This window comes from Bacillus inaquosorum (assembly GCF_023238325.1).
Lineage (GTDB): Bacteria > Bacillota > Bacilli > Bacillales > Bacillaceae > Bacillus > Bacillus inaquosorum.
Genome location: NZ_CP096592.1, coordinates 2,645,016 through 2,660,421 on the forward strand (window position 1 = coordinate 2,645,016; position 15,406 = coordinate 2,660,421).

Annotated in this window: 15 protein-coding genes and 5 pseudogenes; 10 read left to right on the plus strand and 10 right to left on the minus strand. The window is 35.8% G+C overall.

Annotated features, from left to right (window positions below; genetic code table 11):
- Positions 1-155: 155 nt before the first annotated feature.
- Positions 156-890 (minus strand): NADPH-dependent F420 reductase, encoded by a 735-nt coding sequence (locus M1M80_RS13330; protein WP_060399076.1) that lies wholly within the window; start codon positions 888-890, stop codon positions 156-158.
- 230 nt (positions 891-1,120) lie between these two features.
- Here M1M80_RS13330 and M1M80_RS13335 point away from each other — a divergent pair, with 230 nt between their 5' ends.
- A complete protein-coding gene (locus tag M1M80_RS13335) occupies positions 1,121-1,480 on the plus strand; it encodes a winged helix-turn-helix transcriptional regulator (RefSeq protein WP_029316954.1) in 360 nt (119 codons plus the stop codon).
- Between the two features lie 395 nt (positions 1,481-1,875).
- Positions 1,876-2,616: an oxygen-insensitive NADPH nitroreductase gene (nfsA, locus tag M1M80_RS13340; protein WP_060399077.1), complete on the plus strand. Its 741-nt coding sequence runs from the start codon at positions 1,876-1,878 to the stop codon at positions 2,614-2,616.
- 84 nt (positions 2,617-2,700) lie between these two features.
- Here nfsA and M1M80_RS13345 read toward each other — a convergent pair.
- Positions 2,701-2,823 (minus strand): annotated as a pseudogene (locus tag M1M80_RS13345) (recombinase family protein); the annotation flags it as partial.
- Positions 2,772-2,959: pseudogene (locus M1M80_RS13350) on the minus strand (hypothetical protein). The pseudogenes M1M80_RS13350 and M1M80_RS13345, both read right to left, overlap by 52 nt.
- A 360-nt stretch (positions 2,960-3,319) precedes the next feature.
- Here M1M80_RS13350 and M1M80_RS13355 point away from each other — a divergent pair.
- Positions 3,320-3,769, plus strand: a complete 450-nt coding sequence (locus M1M80_RS13355; protein WP_003226084.1) for a DUF1569 domain-containing protein — start codon at positions 3,320-3,322, stop codon at positions 3,767-3,769.
- A gap of 638 nt (positions 3,770-4,407) precedes the next feature.
- Here the strand turns inward: M1M80_RS13355 and M1M80_RS13360 are convergent.
- Positions 4,408-5,535 carry a Rap family tetratricopeptide repeat protein gene (locus M1M80_RS13360; RefSeq protein ID WP_003237178.1) on the minus strand — a complete coding sequence of 376 codons (1,128 nt, stop codon included), beginning with the start codon at positions 5,533-5,535 and terminating at the stop codon, positions 4,408-4,410.
- A 709-nt stretch (positions 5,536-6,244) separates the two neighbouring features.
- Here M1M80_RS13360 and M1M80_RS13365 point away from each other — a divergent pair.
- The 5 genes and pseudogenes from M1M80_RS13365 (at position 6,245) to M1M80_RS13385 (ending at position 9,717) form a co-directional block, all read left to right on the plus strand.
- Positions 6,245-6,374 (plus strand): annotated as a pseudogene (locus M1M80_RS13365) (phosphatase RapE inhibitor PhrE).
- A 224-nt stretch (positions 6,375-6,598) separates the two neighbouring features.
- Positions 6,599-8,452, plus strand: a complete 1,854-nt coding sequence (locus tag M1M80_RS13370; protein ID WP_060399079.1) for a T7SS effector LXG polymorphic toxin — start codon at positions 6,599-6,601, stop codon at positions 8,450-8,452.
- An 11-nt stretch (positions 8,453-8,463) separates the two neighbouring features.
- Complete coding sequence (locus M1M80_RS13375; RefSeq protein WP_019260159.1) at positions 8,464-8,916, plus strand: SMI1/KNR4 family protein; 453 nt, start codon at positions 8,464-8,466, stop codon at positions 8,914-8,916.
- Positions 8,917-9,097: 181 nt separating this feature from the next.
- Positions 9,098-9,298 (plus strand): RNase A-like domain-containing protein, encoded by a 201-nt coding sequence (locus M1M80_RS13380; protein WP_248596982.1) that lies wholly within the window; start codon positions 9,098-9,100, stop codon positions 9,296-9,298.
- Between the two features lie 119 nt (positions 9,299-9,417).
- A complete protein-coding gene (locus M1M80_RS13385; RefSeq protein WP_060399080.1) occupies positions 9,418-9,717 on the plus strand; it encodes a contact-dependent growth inhibition system immunity protein in 300 nt (99 codons plus the stop codon).
- Positions 9,718-9,911: 194 nt separating this feature from the next.
- On the opposite strand, the gene M1M80_RS13390 is transcribed toward M1M80_RS13385, so the two are convergent.
- The 6 genes and pseudogenes from M1M80_RS13390 to M1M80_RS13410 all read right to left on the minus strand — a co-directional run bounded on the left by M1M80_RS13390 (position 9,912) and on the right by M1M80_RS13410 (position 13,445).
- A complete protein-coding gene (locus M1M80_RS13390; RefSeq protein WP_060399081.1) occupies positions 9,912-10,187 on the minus strand; it encodes a barstar family protein in 276 nt (91 codons plus the stop codon).
- A gap of 655 nt (positions 10,188-10,842) precedes the next feature.
- Positions 10,843-11,468: pseudogene (locus M1M80_RS13395) on the minus strand (peptidoglycan recognition protein family protein).
- A 3-nt stretch (positions 11,469-11,471) separates the two neighbouring features.
- Positions 11,472-11,660 carry a hypothetical protein gene (locus M1M80_RS21725; RefSeq protein WP_409196890.1) on the minus strand — a complete coding sequence of 63 codons (189 nt, stop codon included), beginning with the start codon at positions 11,658-11,660 and terminating at the stop codon, positions 11,472-11,474.
- Between the two features lie 39 nt (positions 11,661-11,699).
- The gene (locus tag M1M80_RS13400; protein WP_060399083.1) at positions 11,700-12,122 is read right to left on the minus strand and encodes a phage holin family protein; all 423 of its coding nucleotides are present in this window, start codon (positions 12,120-12,122) and stop codon (positions 11,700-11,702) included.
- Positions 12,123-12,167: 45 nt separating this feature from the next.
- Positions 12,168-12,776, minus strand: a pseudogene (locus M1M80_RS13405) (phage portal protein); the annotation flags it as partial.
- Between the two features lie 267 nt (positions 12,777-13,043).
- Positions 13,044-13,445, minus strand: a complete 402-nt coding sequence (locus M1M80_RS13410; RefSeq protein WP_033879075.1) for a hypothetical protein — start codon at positions 13,443-13,445, stop codon at positions 13,044-13,046.
- A gap of 447 nt (positions 13,446-13,892) precedes the next feature.
- Here M1M80_RS13410 and M1M80_RS13415 point away from each other — a divergent pair, with 447 nt between their 5' ends.
- Together M1M80_RS13415 and M1M80_RS13420 are read left to right on the plus strand one after the other, a co-directional pair.
- Positions 13,893-14,735, plus strand: a complete 843-nt coding sequence (locus M1M80_RS13415) for a sialate O-acetylesterase (RefSeq protein WP_060399084.1) — start codon at positions 13,893-13,895, stop codon at positions 14,733-14,735.
- Positions 14,732-15,274: a PadR family transcriptional regulator gene (locus M1M80_RS13420; RefSeq protein ID WP_060399085.1), complete on the plus strand. Its 543-nt coding sequence runs from the start codon at positions 14,732-14,734 to the stop codon at positions 15,272-15,274. The genes M1M80_RS13415 and M1M80_RS13420 overlap by 4 nt, the downstream gene beginning before the upstream one ends.
- Positions 15,275-15,406 lie beyond the last annotated feature (132 nt).

The following is a 15,406-nucleotide window of genomic DNA, read 5'->3' on the forward strand; positions in this document are numbered from 1 at the left end:
TTTCATTACACTCTTTTTACTCTTTTTACTCATTTGTCATCAATTCTATACGTTTATATCAATTATGGTAAAAAATGTTGAGCCAAAACAATAAACGTCTAACCTTTCATCTTTTATATGATTAATTTTTAATTTCTTCCTTTGATAGCTTGTTTTTATGAATTGTATATTTCTCTGTTTAGATTCACAACATCCTCGTGTAAAAATTCAACATCCTTTTTCTCTGCAAATATTTCCATCACTTTGTCGCGTAGTAATGGTGCTTTTTCTTTATTCGCCTTTTTCAACGCTTTCGTGAGTTCATCTTTTGTTAGCTCTGTGCAATAAGCAGGAGTTCCTGGCTGCTGTCTCCAAGAGTCACTTAAAGAACCACTGTCTACTGCATCGAAGCCTAACTCGGATACTACGTTCATAACTACTTGTTTTTGCGATGCGTCATTACCGGAAACTGCCATCGTGATTCGTTCACTAGAATCTGCGGATGTTCCTTCATTTTCTAAAGTATAGGCTAATAAGTTGTTGAACGCTTTAATGACAGGTCTGCCTAATTGATTTGAAACCCAAACACTTTCAACCATCCCGTTCTCGATTTCTTCAATTTTGTCGTCTCTAAAAGGATAATAATTTGAAGTATCTACAATGATTACTTCCTCTCCGACTTGATCGATGATGTTCCGAATGCTTGGCATTGCTTTTGTAGGAAGAGATATTATAAGAACATCAATATTTTTAATTGCATCCTCTACGCGCACAGGTGTTCCAGCAAGCTCTTTTCCTTCTACATATTCAATTCCCCTTGCATCTGCAATTTTGACATCATGCCCATTCTCAACTAATTTTTTAGAAATAATTGACCCAATTGTTCCTGCACCTATAATTCCGAATTTCACTATTTTTCCTCCTAAAGAATTTGTACATAAGAATAATTCTGCATAAAGTTACACAATTATGTGTTTACCAAATCGTAACCCTATAATCATTAGATATGAAAAACGAATTGAGTATTGAATATTTCTTTTACATATACTAGAATAAAACCATTTCTCATCTTTTTAAAGCGGGCAATTATAATTGCCGTAGTACATTTTTTTGTACTTAACAGTAGAAAGCAGGTGAAAAGGTGTCTAGAATATGTAAGGATGGATTTGACAAAGAGTGCATAAAGGAACATAGAGAAGTATATGGAATTGCCTATGCCCAAAATATGCTTTCAGGACGCTGGAAGTATATTATTCTTTGGTTTTTAAAAACAAAAGAACGTCGTTATAGCGAAATTAAAGCTTTTTTATGGGACATTTCACAAGGTTCTCTAACAAAACAGTTAAGAGAACTAGAAACAGATGGATTAATTAAGCGAGAGGTTTTTCCTGAGGTACCTCCACGTGTAGAGTATTCACTAACCGCAAAAGGGAAAGAATTCATTCCTATAATTGATTTGATGGAAGAGTTCGGGAAGAAGTTTGGGGAGCAGGTAGACTAATTTTACAATAAGAGTTTGTGAAGAAATGTATTAAAGTAACAGGAGCAAGAGTTAACAGATCAGAAGCTGTCTAATGTGGCAGCTTTTTTTTACTAACTAAGCAGGATAACACAACAATAGCTTCCTTTTTTTAGGACATTAGCCAGCTTAATACTCTTTTGTTTGTTCCATTTACATTCTTTTTCAAATCCGTCTTAATAAAATCTAGCCATCTTTTTACCTGTTTTTTGCTATTAAGTACAAAAAAATGTACTACGGACATTTAAATTGCCCTCTTCATAAATTATGAGTAATGATTTTATTATAATCTATGCAAGCCATACTTAGTTTTCAAATAAGTATGACAAATTAGCCTTGAATCTAATTTTTAAGAAAGAAAGGAAGAATATCAATATATGAATACTACAATTGAATTACTTAGTAATCATGCATCCATACGTTCTTTTACAAATCAACCACTGACAGAGGAGCAACGAGAAGCAATTTTTAAGGCAGCTAATCAAACTTCATCTTTCAGCCTTCTCCAGGCCGTTTCAATCATTAGAATTACAGATCCAGATCTTCGAAAAAAAGTGATGGAGCTTTCTGCGAATCAGCCTTATATTGAAGAGGCAGCAGAGTTTTGGATTTTTTGTGCGGATTTTAACCGAAATCATCAAATTGCTCCCGATGTAGATCTTGAGTATATTGAATACCTTTTAATAGGTACATTTGATGCTGGGCTAATGGCTCAAAACGCTTTGACTGCAGCCGAATCAATGGGACTCGGTGGTGTATATATCGGTGGAATAAGACTTCATATTACAGAATTAACTAAGGTATTACATTTACCAAAACATGTGGTTCCTTTAGTGGGGCTATGCATAGGTCATCCTGCTGAAGAGAAACCTGGACTAAAACCACGTTTGCCTCAATCAATGGTCATGTTTGATAATCAGTATCAACCACTAGATAATGAAAAATTAGCAACCTATGATCAACGGATGCGTGAGTACTACCGAGATCGTCCTGTTAAAGCGCCTTTCACAGTGAAAAAAGTAAAGGGATGGAAAGATCATATTGAGGACCATCTCGAAAGAAGCAAACTCCCCTTCATGCTTGAGTATTTAAATAAACAGGGATTTGCTAAAAAATAAATTAGATATTTTTGCAATCCAAATAAAAGAGGAAGAGTTTTGACACTCTTCCTCTTTATGCACCAACTCGAACTGCGGCAATTTTGAATCCTTCCTTAAGCGATTCAAAGCCGGACGTTCCAAAAGCTCTCCAGAAAATCCTTCATCGGCATACTTCAGCACATCCTTAGAGGCCTCGAGCTGGCTGTCGATGCTCGATCCCTTGATCGCTTGTTCCTCTGTCGATACCCTTACATATATTGCTATCACCCTGGATCTCCTTCCTATAAAGTTTTATTAAATAATGATAGCAATCGTTAATGCATTTGTCAGCTTGCGGTCCCTCGATGATTATCACCTTCATAAAATGCATCACCCCTTGGGTAATGCTATGTAATAACTGTTTGTCCTAATAAAGTGATTTTCAATGAGTATAAAAAAGCAGTAAAAAAGCTAACGGTTTTTCACTACACTCATTAGGTCCTCACATGGTAAATCCTCGCAGAATTTCCATTTCCCTCTCTTATGTCTCTTAAATTTTCACAGACAGATAAAAGGTTCAAAAGTTTAACTTAACAAGGTGATTACATCGGCAGAAATTTTAGGATATATTATACATATGAGTAAGAGGAAAAGGTTTTCCAGTACGAAATTTCATTTTGGGCTTGCTGGGTACACTAGGTATCATTTTATTAGCAGGTGTAGAATAGGGGGAGATGCATAAATGAAAAATATTTTTAATCAATTGCATTTAGAGGAAATTTTAAATCGTATTGACAAATTAAGCCCAATTTCCAAGCCCCAATGGGGTAAAATGGATGTTTCCCAAATGTTAGCACATTGCTCATCCTTTCAAGACATTGCAATGGGACTTTCTTTTCCAGCGAGAGGTTGGTTAGGAATATTAATAGGAAACTTTGTGAAACCAATTTTTTATAATGACAAGCCATTAGCCCAAAATATGTCCACGATTCCTGACATTTTGATTGTAGATGAAAAAGAATTTGAAACAGAGAAGGAAATACTGAAACAAAAAATTATAACTTTCCAAAATAATGGTCCAGAGAAGTGTACGACTCATCCACATCCTTTTTTCGGTAAACTGACTTCTGAGCAATGGGGAAAAGGGATATACAAGCACCTTGATCATCATTTGAAACAATTTGGAGTTTAGTTAGATTTAGAAATATAAATAAATGATGACCAAAGAGAACAGTAACGCAATGCTTTAACTGCTTAGAAATAAATAATCATCCTATTTTTAAAAAGAAAATTCTTCTTCAACTAAAGAGTGCTTTAGTGTTCAAACAAACACTTTGTCTATTATAAAGTAAATATATTAAACGTAAAAAGGAAGGGCCTAATCCCCTTCCTTTTTATGCACCAACTCGATCTTCAGCAATTTTGAAACCACCATTTGAAGCACTATCTTCATCTACTATAATGAGCTAATCCCCAAAAGCACTTAATCCTCCATCGAGAGATTTTCCCTGAGAAACAAAAAGTTATTGCGGTCTCACCGAAAATTTAAATTACGGTGCCGCCCTATTGCCTTTTCCTCTCCCAAAAAAATAAGGTTATGCCTCAAGTATTTAAAAGGGGATACTAATTATATCGCATTTGATTCAATTGTTTCTGTTGATATCAAATAAAAAAACCTCCATTTATGAAGGAGGTTTAGGGTAGTATTATCAAGTTTGAAGACGATCTGAAGCAATATGAAATGTGTTTTGAGTTTGGTTCTCTGTAAAGTCGGTACCGAAACCACATACTAAAACAAATGACAAACCCAGGATAATGCTTAACCTCTTTTTAAAAGTCATACAGGCATTCTCCCCTTTGAATTTGTGTTTGAGTTTCAACCATTTTCTGATGATAAACATAAGATGTTTCAAATTCTTTTGAGTTTGCATAAGCAGCTGCGGTCTCACAGGCAATGTCTTCAACATAAGAATAGTTCTTATTCTTCTCTAAGTATTCTATGGTTTGATTAACTCCATGTTGATCCACCGCATCGACGTAAAGAGCTTTTAAATAACCCTGTAATTTTGCAAAAAGCTCATCACCTTGATAAAGAGCTGCTGACAAACCTTTCTTACTTACTTGGATAGCTTCATTCATTTTTCCTTGTTTAAAAAGGATTTTTGCATAAGAAAATAAAGAATGTGGCAAGTTTGTGAGCTTTTCTTTTTCTGTTATCTCCACAGCTTGCTTCATGAATACTTCCGCTTGCTCGTAATCGCCACTGTCAGCAAAATTTGTGCCTAAATTATATAACGCAGAACTAATCAACCTCTTGTTATTCAATTCCCTAGATAACTCTAATGCTTTTTCAAGATGCGGCTGACTTTTTTCATAACGTTTAAAATCTATATAATTCCCTGAAATAACAAACATACATTGAACTTTCCGCACCTTATAAAGTTCATATTGATTATAAATATCCAATGCTTGTTTAACGTGATGCATAGACACATGACTTTGCTTCATACCATAATATGCTTCAGCTAACTTAAAATGAAACTCTGCCCTTTCGATCTCATCAGGGACATGTATAAGCTGCTTTTCGGCTTCTCTATAATAGTAGATAGCTTTCATGTATTGCTTCTTATCAAACTCGTACATCCCTCTGAAAAACAGAGAATAATACGACAAAAGACCAGATATGCCTTTATTTGAAGTCTCAATTTTTTCAAGAAGTTCGTCAATAGTTGGTCTTATGCGTGTTGTTACGGGTTCCAAATAATCTAACATGAGTTGATGACGGAATTTCATTAGGGAGAAGTAAATGAGTAAATACTCATCTTCCTCCATCCGTTGGATTTCTTGCTCCACCTCTGCCTTTAAAATCTCTGCATCCGGGACACTAAATTGACGTATCATTTTATACCATTCATTGATCTTTACGCCAACTTCTGACGATGATAAAACCGGATTCACAGGACCCCTCCTTTTATGTCTTTTTATGTAATATTCTAACATTTCCAAAAAGTGTTTGAACCGCAAAAAAACCGCAAACTTTTTATTCGGTTCGTTCATAATAAAAAAGCAGGCATTATGCCTGCTTTTTTGTAAGGACTCTATCAATTAAAAACATAAATAAACTGAATAACAAGGACATAACTAACATGTCGAGTATAGTAATCCCAGAATCTCTTTTTATTCCAAAAAACAAAATAGCTTGTAAAATTAAAGAGACCAGGAAAAACAATATGTACTTCATACTATTCATGTTAGAACATCTCCTTTACCTTTTTAATCACCGATATAATGAATTCTACTTCTAAGATAAATCAAAGGCCAAAAAATTATCACTTATATCTTGTTCAGCTTGTTCCTCTAACTGACCAATTTAGGTGCACCGGACTTGTTTTACCAGGTTGTTTCTATATGACTATCAATTTTTCGTTTTCCCGTTCTTTATAACGGTAAAGAAGGTTATTCAAGTACTTTTATAAAATTGGCTATTCACGCATTTTATCTGTTGCACCTTACTGTGATAATCCTCATTAAAGAATTACTTATAGTATAATACTATTCACAAACATTCTGAAAATGTTTTCATCATAAAAGATGCAACATGATATGCGCAGACCGAACAGCAGTAGGACTATCCTTCCAAAAAGATAGTGTATATACTAAAAAGCAAATATCTAAATTGTTTATCATTTATCCGCCGTTTTAATCGGACTTGCCTTTTTCGGATCTATGTCTAAGGCGAAATGGAGGAAGCATCCCGGAATGTAACTCCCGCTCCTACTCATGAATTCCTTGTTTGATTCGATAAACAACATTAGTTGTAATTCCCTTTAGCCGTTTTAATAACGGCTTTTTCTTATTTTAGCCATGAAAAGCATTTCACAAAAGCTGGTCAAACCCCAAAAACTAGATCAAAAGACACAGATCGAATGATTCATTTCCACCATTTGATCCACATAACAGTTAGTTTCATCATTCTTCCATGGTAATATTTTGTTATACGATTAAATGAGAGGGTATGATTATGAAAGTCTTTGAAGCTAAAACACTTATGTCTGAAGCTACAGACCGCGCCAAAGAATATAAAGAACTAAGGACGCAAATGGTCAACTTGAGAAAAGCTTTACAAAGCGTCGCTGAACTGGACGACAGCGAATTCTCAGGTAAAGGTGCTAACAACATTAAAGCATTCTATCACGACCATGTTGGTGTCACTGATCAATGGATCGACTACATTGATATGAAAATCGCATTTTTTAACAGCATTGCCGGAGCTGTAGAGGACAAAGGTCTCTCTGATGCTTATATTGAAGAGTCTTTTTTAGAACATGAACTGGCTAACGCCCATAAAAAATCAAAGTCCATCATGTCTGAACAGAAAAAGGCCATGAAAGATATCCTAAACGATATTGACGACATCCTCCCGCTCGACCTGTTTTCAACAGAAACCTTCAAGGATGAGCTTGCGGATGCCAATGACAAACGCAAAAAAACAATTGAAAAACTAGGTGACCTTGACGAAGATTTACTGACAGAATATGCCCTATCAGAACCAAATGAACAATTCATCAAGTCAGATTTCCAAAAGCTCCAAGAAGCAACGGGCAAAGGTAAAAACGCTACGCCCATTCACTACAACGCTAAGGCGTACCGTGAGAGTGATATACATAAGAAAAAAGGTGATATTGAGAAACAGACTGAAGCCTATTTGAAGATTAAGAAAGAAGAAGCGAAGGAACGAGAGATAAAAGACTTAAAGAAAAAGCTTGTGAATGGTGTCTCAGATCCGGATGAGTATTTAGAAATTGCGAAGAAAATCGGATATGAGAACCTTGAACCTGCACAGTTACAGTATGTGGTGCAGCTAGAACAAGCAAAACAGCTGAAGTCCGTCGGTGAAAGTGTAATCAATGCAGGTAAAACGGCATTGGATATCATCGATGGGGTTAATGATGGGCTTAACGATGCGATTGATGATACGATATATAGCATCAAGGACTTGGTTGTAGGCGCATGGGAATTTTCACAGCTCCCTATGGAACTAAAACTTGCAAAAACAATTACAACAGTCTTAAGTGTCCCCTCCTACCCTAAAATAATTTGGACAAACATCGTCGATTCATGGAATGATAAAATGATAAATGGCGATGCATATACAAGAGCACATTATATCAGTTATGCGGTCGGTAATATCGTTGGTCCAAAAGGTGCAGGTGCTGCAGTGCAAACCACTACTAAGCTCTCAAAAGCGGGTAAAGTGGTTGAAGGTGGAACAGCAGCTCCTCATGTGAATAAAGGAATTACAAAAGGAAACAACCTTATTAATCCCTTTTTTAAAAACAGATATGAACCTGCACTTGTAGGAATTGCACAAGATATTGAGAATACTCATAATGTAAAGAATACGTCTATATTAAAAAAAGCAATACAATCCAAACATGATCAATTTGTTAAAGCTGCACCATACACGTACGAAAACAGTGCGGGTAAAACAACGACTATTAACTTAAGAATGGGTCACTTAAAAAATGATGTCCACCCAGTAACAAAAGTTCCCTATGATAAAGATGGATTTCCAATATTCGAATCAAAGCATACACTCACACTTGATAAAGCCGACTTTAAAAAGAGTAGAGACCAGCATTTTGACAAATTAAATAAACAATTATATAAGCAGATTGAAGAAGACCCATCATTGATTAAAAAGCTTGATTTGAACGAAGATGATTTACTTGATCTTCAAGATGGAATAACACCAGAGAAATACACATGGCACCACCATCAAACTCCTGGAAAAATGGAGCTAGTGGACCGAGTAATTCATGCTAAAACAGGTCACACTGGCGGATATAAAATTTGGGGGAAAGATGAGAAATAGGAGGTTAAACAATGCAAAGTATTAAATGGAGAAAACGAAGCACCTTTCAAGAGGCGACAAACAGTCAGATCAAAGAGGTAGAAGAGAAATTAAAAATCAAGTTCCCGACAGATTACAAAGAATTCATTAAAGACCATAATGGATGTTCCCCTATAGATAAAAAGGTTGTTTTATTCCAAGATTCTCGAGAATCAATCAACAATTTACTGAGCATAGGAGATCCTACTCGGCCAATTGATCTCCTTAGTACAATTGATAATGTTAAAGATCGGTTAGTTGATAAGATCATACCTTTTGCTACAGATGCAGGGGGAAACCTCTTTTGTTTTGATTACAGAATGTCTTCTCAAGAACCCGTAATTGTTTTTTGGGATCATGAGATCGCTTATGAAGATAAGGAAAGTTCCATTAGCTATGTTTGTGATTCATTTACAGAGTTGATTAATAAACTATACGAGGGATAAACGGATAATGCCTTTCCCCTTCTTTTTGAGGAGAAAGTATTAAAAGGTGGAAAGCCCTTCTCGTTATGAGGGACTTTAATTCAGTGTGAAAATGAAATGGATAATAAAAATAAAAAATTAATTAATTATTTCTTTAAGGTTCTCTCGCACCTGGTGAGGATTAGCGCTAATTGATAGACATATCGGTAAGACTGATGAAAAGTTATTACAGAGACTACAGAAAAACAAGAAGATACGTGCCTCTTCTAGTTTCACTGATAGGCCAACTGCAGAAAGAGTCGCTAATGAAACATTAACTAAATATAAAAAGGAAATTGAAGAGTGGTTAAATAGTGATATTGACGATACTTACTGTTGCCTTATAGGGGAACCGAAGTTATAGGTAGAGGAGTTCGTAGAGGTTCAAATGAAGTTAAAGATATGACTAACGCTAGAATAGTATTAAGATAAAATGAAGATGGTAGCTTTATACTAACAGGCTACCCAACGAGGTGATTTATAATGATTGAAATTAAAGTTTCTGATCCTGTATTTAGATTTCTCGGTGGACATTTCCACCAAGATATAGAGTCTCCGGAAAAGGCCCTTGATGAATATTTAAATGAAGCATCACAAAAACTAAAAGAAAGAGATTTAATAACACTAACTGAGTTTGTAAATAATGATTATTCAAAAGAAGACAAGAATGAATTTATAGAAGAAGCAGCTGATGGTATATACTTTCCTGAAGATGATATAACTCCATTAGAATGGCTTAAGCAAGTCATTGAACAAATTAAAGAACACCTTAAAACAATATAGTTAGAAAAGGAGCCCCTCTTTTAAGAAGGGCTTCTTTTATTATTTCAAGAACTCTTCAAGTTTCGCTTTAGTTTTTGACTCTTAAAGTCTGAATAAACATTATTAATAAAAATAAAATACCTCAGCAGCATACTTGAACCCCAAGTAAAGCTGCTAAGGTACTCTTTCAAATTCACAAAACCAAAATAAAAATTCTACTCTACTATTATTTTAAACTCACCTTCTAATTCCTCTTGAGCCTCTTGTAAAACTTCTAATACATCATCAGCGTATGAACCTAAAAACTTTTTACTAAACTCAAAATTTCTCCAGATTAAAGTTAACGGCAAGTCTATCCACCCTGTAAGGCAATCCCATAAGGCGTCTAAATTTTTCCCATAGTAGTCTGGGAAGTCTAATTTATCTTTTAATGTATCATGTAACCCTTCTTTATTTTCAAAGTCTTTTCCATCTACAAATATTTTTTTCATTAAAAACTATGTCCTCCATTATTTATTTTAACTAATGTTTTAGAATGATCTGTTGTTTTATAGATTAATTCACCATGTGATAGTATTCTTTCAGACCTATATGCCTGTTTTCCTTAAAAAACTTTTCTAAATTATTATTTTAGTATGATAAGGAAATTTTAAGGAAATGACAGCAAAAATGTGGTATCGTTATTTCCGTTGCTTTAAACCCTAAAATTTTCAGTTCACAGATATAAAATTAGAGGAGCGTTATATGAAAAAATAGCTCTTGTTCTTTTAGCTCTAATCATTATTATCGGAGGCATTACCTTAATTGTTCATTTTAACAATCGAAAAGTAGCTGAAGATAAGATCGACCAGTATATTGCTGATTATGGTATTCCCAAAAAAGAGATTAAATCAGAAGATTATCCTATGTTTAATTCTTTGAGTGCACCTAAAGGATTCTTTAAAACTGTTTATGTTAAGAACGAAACTGACAAAAACAACTATTACATTTTTCACTACGATCCTTCTAACAAAAAAGTTACGTTTTCAGGTATTGTAGATGGAAATGAAGTATCAATCAATGATAAATTGGTTGAAAAATTGAGGTATCAACCTTCTGATAAGGTATTGAACCAAAAATAAAAAGGCCCTCGCTTGGAGGGCTTTTTTATTTTAATAATGCCTCAAGTTTCACTTGAGTCTTAGGTCCATAAATTCCATCAGCAGAAAGCCTATGCATCAACTGGAATCGTTTGACCGCGTTCGCCGTTTTCGGACCATAAATGCCGTCTATGCCGTTATTTTTCGGTCCTTTATCCGGGTAGAAATAAAGAGCCGCTAGAGCTTTCAGAATCTGAGTTACCTTTTCCCCTCTCATCATTGGACTCTTCACTTTGAAAATACCGGACGGGAGCTGATAGGATGATTTTTTGCTGCTTGAGTTTGTTGTTTTCTTTTTTGCTGCGCTTTTTTTGCTTGAGCTTGTTTTCCCGCCTAACTTTTTCAATTCTTCTTCGATTGCGACCTTAACTTGATTCCATCTCCCCTCTGACAAAATACGATGCGGGCAGTACTTCCCGTTCCCGTCTTGATGCTTGCGGACACGATCAATGCCCCAGCCGCGTTCTTTAAGTAGCTGCGCCACAAACTTAATAGCGAGTTTTTCCGCTGCCTTATATCGTGCACCTCCAGACTTGCTATAACAAATTTCGACACCAATCGACTACGATTCCCTGTACCGTTTGTTCCATCTCCTGTGTGCCAAGCGTTACGATTTGTTGGAATTCCTTGAATGACTTATTTATCGTCTACGGCAAAGTGAAAACTTGTTGAGCTAGTGTTGTTCTTCATGTAAGAAATTTCATTGGCTGCTGAAGCATCATTCGCAGTGTTGTGAATAGTGATATATTCAGCTTTCATAGGATTAGGACATTTCAATCCATATTTTGATTTAGAGACTAGATTCTTTACTACTTTAATGGCCATATATCCTCTCTCCTTCTGTCAATAAAAAAAGCCACTGGCTCAGCCAGCAGCTTTGTCTGTGTTATCTTTACTCTGTTCATTTTTGTTCTCAATTGTTTGTAATCGATCTGTTATTGTTGAAGGGATTTTACCACCGATCTGTGCTAAGTTTTCAGTTATTGACAAACCTTCATTAGCGATATAAAAAAGAACGGTACCAAAGGTTAGGACACCGTTTAAATTGAGGACTGTATCAATAACGTTTGCTAAAATGACCGCAAAGAAATTGAGTAACTTGCGGACATATCCAAACCATGCGCTCCGGCTTCGCAGTTTTTTGAATTTCCATGCCTTAATTACTCCTGTTAAGACGTCAATTATGCTAAGTACTAGAAGTAAATCAAGGTACTTCACCCCTCCAAATAAATATACTCTTGCTAAATCTAATGTTTCAAAATTGATAAACAAACTTGTCTCCTCCATTTCTAATCACCTCCTCCGAGGCAAATAAAAAAGGACAGCCGGATCTTATGAGACGGCCGTCCCTCTAACTGAAAAGTTTCCATTTGTTAAAGCTGTAAGCTCCATAACGATTTCTTTAAAACCGGTAATGTCAAAAGACCAGGCTTCAGATTTCCCTTTTGTGCTAGTGGCAAACGTTCCGTCATCCACTTTTTGCCCTCTCAAGGCTCTTTTTGTTCCCGATAAGGATTTACCCCAGAACTTCAATTCACTTGTCTCAGCCGTCCCATAAACCTCAACGAGTAACGTTTTGAATGGTCCAACAGTTAATGGGTTACCCTCACCTATGGTTTCTGTTTTATCGTGAAAGACAATATCCATTGTTTTTGCTTGAGTATCTAATGAGTTAAGGTTCAAGCCTTCAGTTTGAACTTTTAAACGACCATCATTAGTTAACCCGCTTTTATCTAACTGGACTGAGAACGGAGTAACTGCTGTAATAGGAACAGTGTGGTTAATGTTTATATCCTCTTCACCTGCGCCCAGTGACTGGTATAGTAAAAATTCAGATTGCTGTAGGTTACCATTCACGTATCTGAAACGGAAATAGCGTTTAGTTAAGTGAATCCATTCAGTCTCGTCAAGCGTATTTGCTTTAACAACCAATGAAGAGATTACGTTGGTTTTACCGCTTCAATTGTTGTCTTATTCAAACCAAAGTTGAGCAGTGTTCTACTTTTTATTTCAGGGATTGGAGGACTTATATGCATTGACTGGTTTTACTTAATACCAGCTATACTTATGATCATCCCTGGAATCATGGTGTTTGTAAGGAAAGAAAAAACTGCTACTAAAGCAATTTAGAGCAGAGTATAACACAAAAGAACCGCGACTGGCGGTTCTTTTAGTGTATATTCCTATTTTCAATAAACTGCTTCATTATTATTGGACAGTACCATAATCAAAATCAATATCTTTCTTGTCTAAATCCCCCTTAAAATTTTTAGCATAGGTCATGGTTAAATGTACGCTTTTATCTATCCACCAAGTTCCATCATCAGTATTAGTATCCCAAGTAACATCTATATCTCTGTCGAAATTCTCAAAAAACACCAAATCCCCAACAGCTACTGTTTTTCCGTTGATCTTGTAATATATTAGAACAATTTTCTTATCAAATATACCTGTCCCGTGCTTTACGATTGTTAAACTATAAGGCTTATTAGGACATTGCTCTTCAAGTATAACTTCAGGATTTAAAAATAAAACATAACAAATGAATAGAATTGGTACAATCGTTAACCTTTTTAATAATTTTTTATTGATATTTAACCCCTTCAACATAGCCCTCCCTTAACAATCCATTTCATTTGGGATATACCCCCATCATTGAACGTATTTCCTATGAAAAATGATTTTGAACCTCCATAGGAACCCTTACATGACAGGGTTTTTGTTGTTTTTTCATTGTATATCAAGACCTAAATCAAAAAAGCCATAAAAAATAAGGAGTGATACATATTATACATGACTAATATGTATCACTCCTATAGTTCTTGTTCAATAATCGTGCCCGATTGTGGAAGAACGTTATTGAACTAAAAGCCCCCGATAGTTGGATAAGAAAAAGAACTTGCTATTTCTCAAATACATCCACCAAATTTTCAATGTTAGTTTGTTTTTCATACATACTAATAAAAAAATAAAACCTTGTTATAACTTTACAAGACAAACTGAATTGATTATAGTCTAATTAGACTAAAATATTGATGTAAAGAAGTGAAAAATGAGATGATAAAGTCTTTTTTAATGTTGGGGCAGTCGAATATGGCGGGCCGTGGATTTTTGAATGAAGTAGACCCTATCTATAATGAAAAAATAAAAATGCTGCGCAATGGACAGTGGCAGATGATGACAGAGCCGATTAATTACGACCGTCCGGTTTCCGGTGTTGGCCTGGCGGCATCTTTTGCAGATGCATGGTCGAAAGCTCATCCCGATGAAGAAATTGGCTTGATCCCTTGTGCGGAAGGTGGCAGTTCATTGAATGACTGGCATCCGGAAGGCATCCTTTTTCAGCATGCTTTGTCCGAAGCCCGCTTCGCCCTCCGATCCAGTCAAATTTGTGGAATCCTTTGGCACCAAGGTGAGAGTGACAGTTATCGTTCGCTACATGAAACTTATTACGAGAAATTAACTCTTATCATCGAGACGCTAAGAAACGAGTTGGAAATTGATGAGGTACCGTTGATTATTGGAGGGCTTGGTGACTTTCTTGGGAAGACCGGTTTTGGACAGCACGCGACTGAATTTCGACAGGTTAATGAACAATTGCTTCGTTTTGCCAACGAACAACAGAATTGTTATTTTGTTACTGCAGCAGGTTTGACTGCGAATCCTGATGGCATTCATTTAGACGCAGCTTCACAACGCAAATTCGGTTACCGCTATTTCGAGGCTTTTTCGAAAAAATACCATATCTTGAAACCCATTTCGGGAGAGGAGCAATCACTGAAAGTGAATGGTGACTATTCTAAAACAGAACAGATTTACCTTCATAGTATGGATTTGGCTTCGGGTAAAATTACGTACGCGGAATTTGAGGCGCGGATGGCGAAGGTGATGAAACCATGATTCCCTTACTTATCCTTGGCTTGCTAATCCAAAACCCCGGAGCTCATGGCTATGAACTTCTGGCCTTAATGGAAAAACGTCATTACAAATACATTGTTAACTTCACGAAAGGTTCATTTTATTACAATCTGCAGCAACTTGAAGAAAAGTGCTTAATTGAACAGATTCAGCAGAAACCCTCAACCAGCGGGCGTGAAATCCGTAACTACAAAGTCACAGATTCGGGAAGGGCAGAATTCGAAAAATTAATGATCAAATACGGCACCAAATCGGAATATGTGAACCTGCAATTTTATGGGGCGTTACTCTTTGCCGATGAATTCGACAAAAATAAATTACTGGATCTGATCCAATCACAAATCGATCAGACTAAAACTCGAATCGAGCTCCTTGATGAATACCTGTCCATCACTCAAGAAATTCCCGGCACAATCGATTACTTTCGCCGTATGAACGAAAATTCCCGTTCACATCACTTGGTTAATTTAGAGTGGTTTGAAAAATTGAAAACAGAAATAGAATCAACTATTGCAGAATAAAAAAATGCAAAGTTAAATATAAGAATATTAGTTACCTAAATATAAAACCTGTGTCGTAGATATCTAGTAACATCTTTGATACAGGTTTTATACTCCTTCTTTAATTAAACCAGTAATAGGGTTGTCAACACT

Coding starts and splice junctions, on each gene's coding strand:
- M1M80_RS21725 (WP_409196890.1), bottom strand. CDS start 11,660: ATGGCCATTAAAGTAGTAAAGAATCTAGTCTCTAAATCAAAATATGGA.
- M1M80_RS13390 (WP_060399081.1), bottom strand. CDS start 10,187: ATGAAAAAAATATTTGTAGATGGAAAAGACTTTGAAAATAAAGAAGGG.
- M1M80_RS13370 (WP_060399079.1), top strand. CDS start 6,599: ATGAAAGTCTTTGAAGCTAAAACACTTATGTCTGAAGCTACAGACCGC.
- M1M80_RS13400 (WP_060399083.1), bottom strand. CDS start 12,122: ATGGAGGAGACAAGTTTGTTTATCAATTTTGAAACATTAGATTTAGCA.
- M1M80_RS13375 (WP_019260159.1), top strand. CDS start 8,464: ATGCAAAGTATTAAATGGAGAAAACGAAGCACCTTTCAAGAGGCGACA.
- M1M80_RS13415 (WP_060399084.1), top strand. CDS start 13,893: ATGATAAAGTCTTTTTTAATGTTGGGGCAGTCGAATATGGCGGGCCGT.
- nfsA (WP_060399077.1), top strand. CDS start 1,876: ATGAATACTACAATTGAATTACTTAGTAATCATGCATCCATACGTTCT.
- M1M80_RS13355 (WP_003226084.1), top strand. CDS start 3,320: ATGAAAAATATTTTTAATCAATTGCATTTAGAGGAAATTTTAAATCGT.
- M1M80_RS13420 (WP_060399085.1), top strand. CDS start 14,732: ATGATTCCCTTACTTATCCTTGGCTTGCTAATCCAAAACCCCGGAGCT.
- M1M80_RS13410 (WP_033879075.1), bottom strand. CDS start 13,445: ATGTTGAAGGGGTTAAATATCAATAAAAAATTATTAAAAAGGTTAACG.
- M1M80_RS13385 (WP_060399080.1), top strand. CDS start 9,418: ATGATTGAAATTAAAGTTTCTGATCCTGTATTTAGATTTCTCGGTGGA.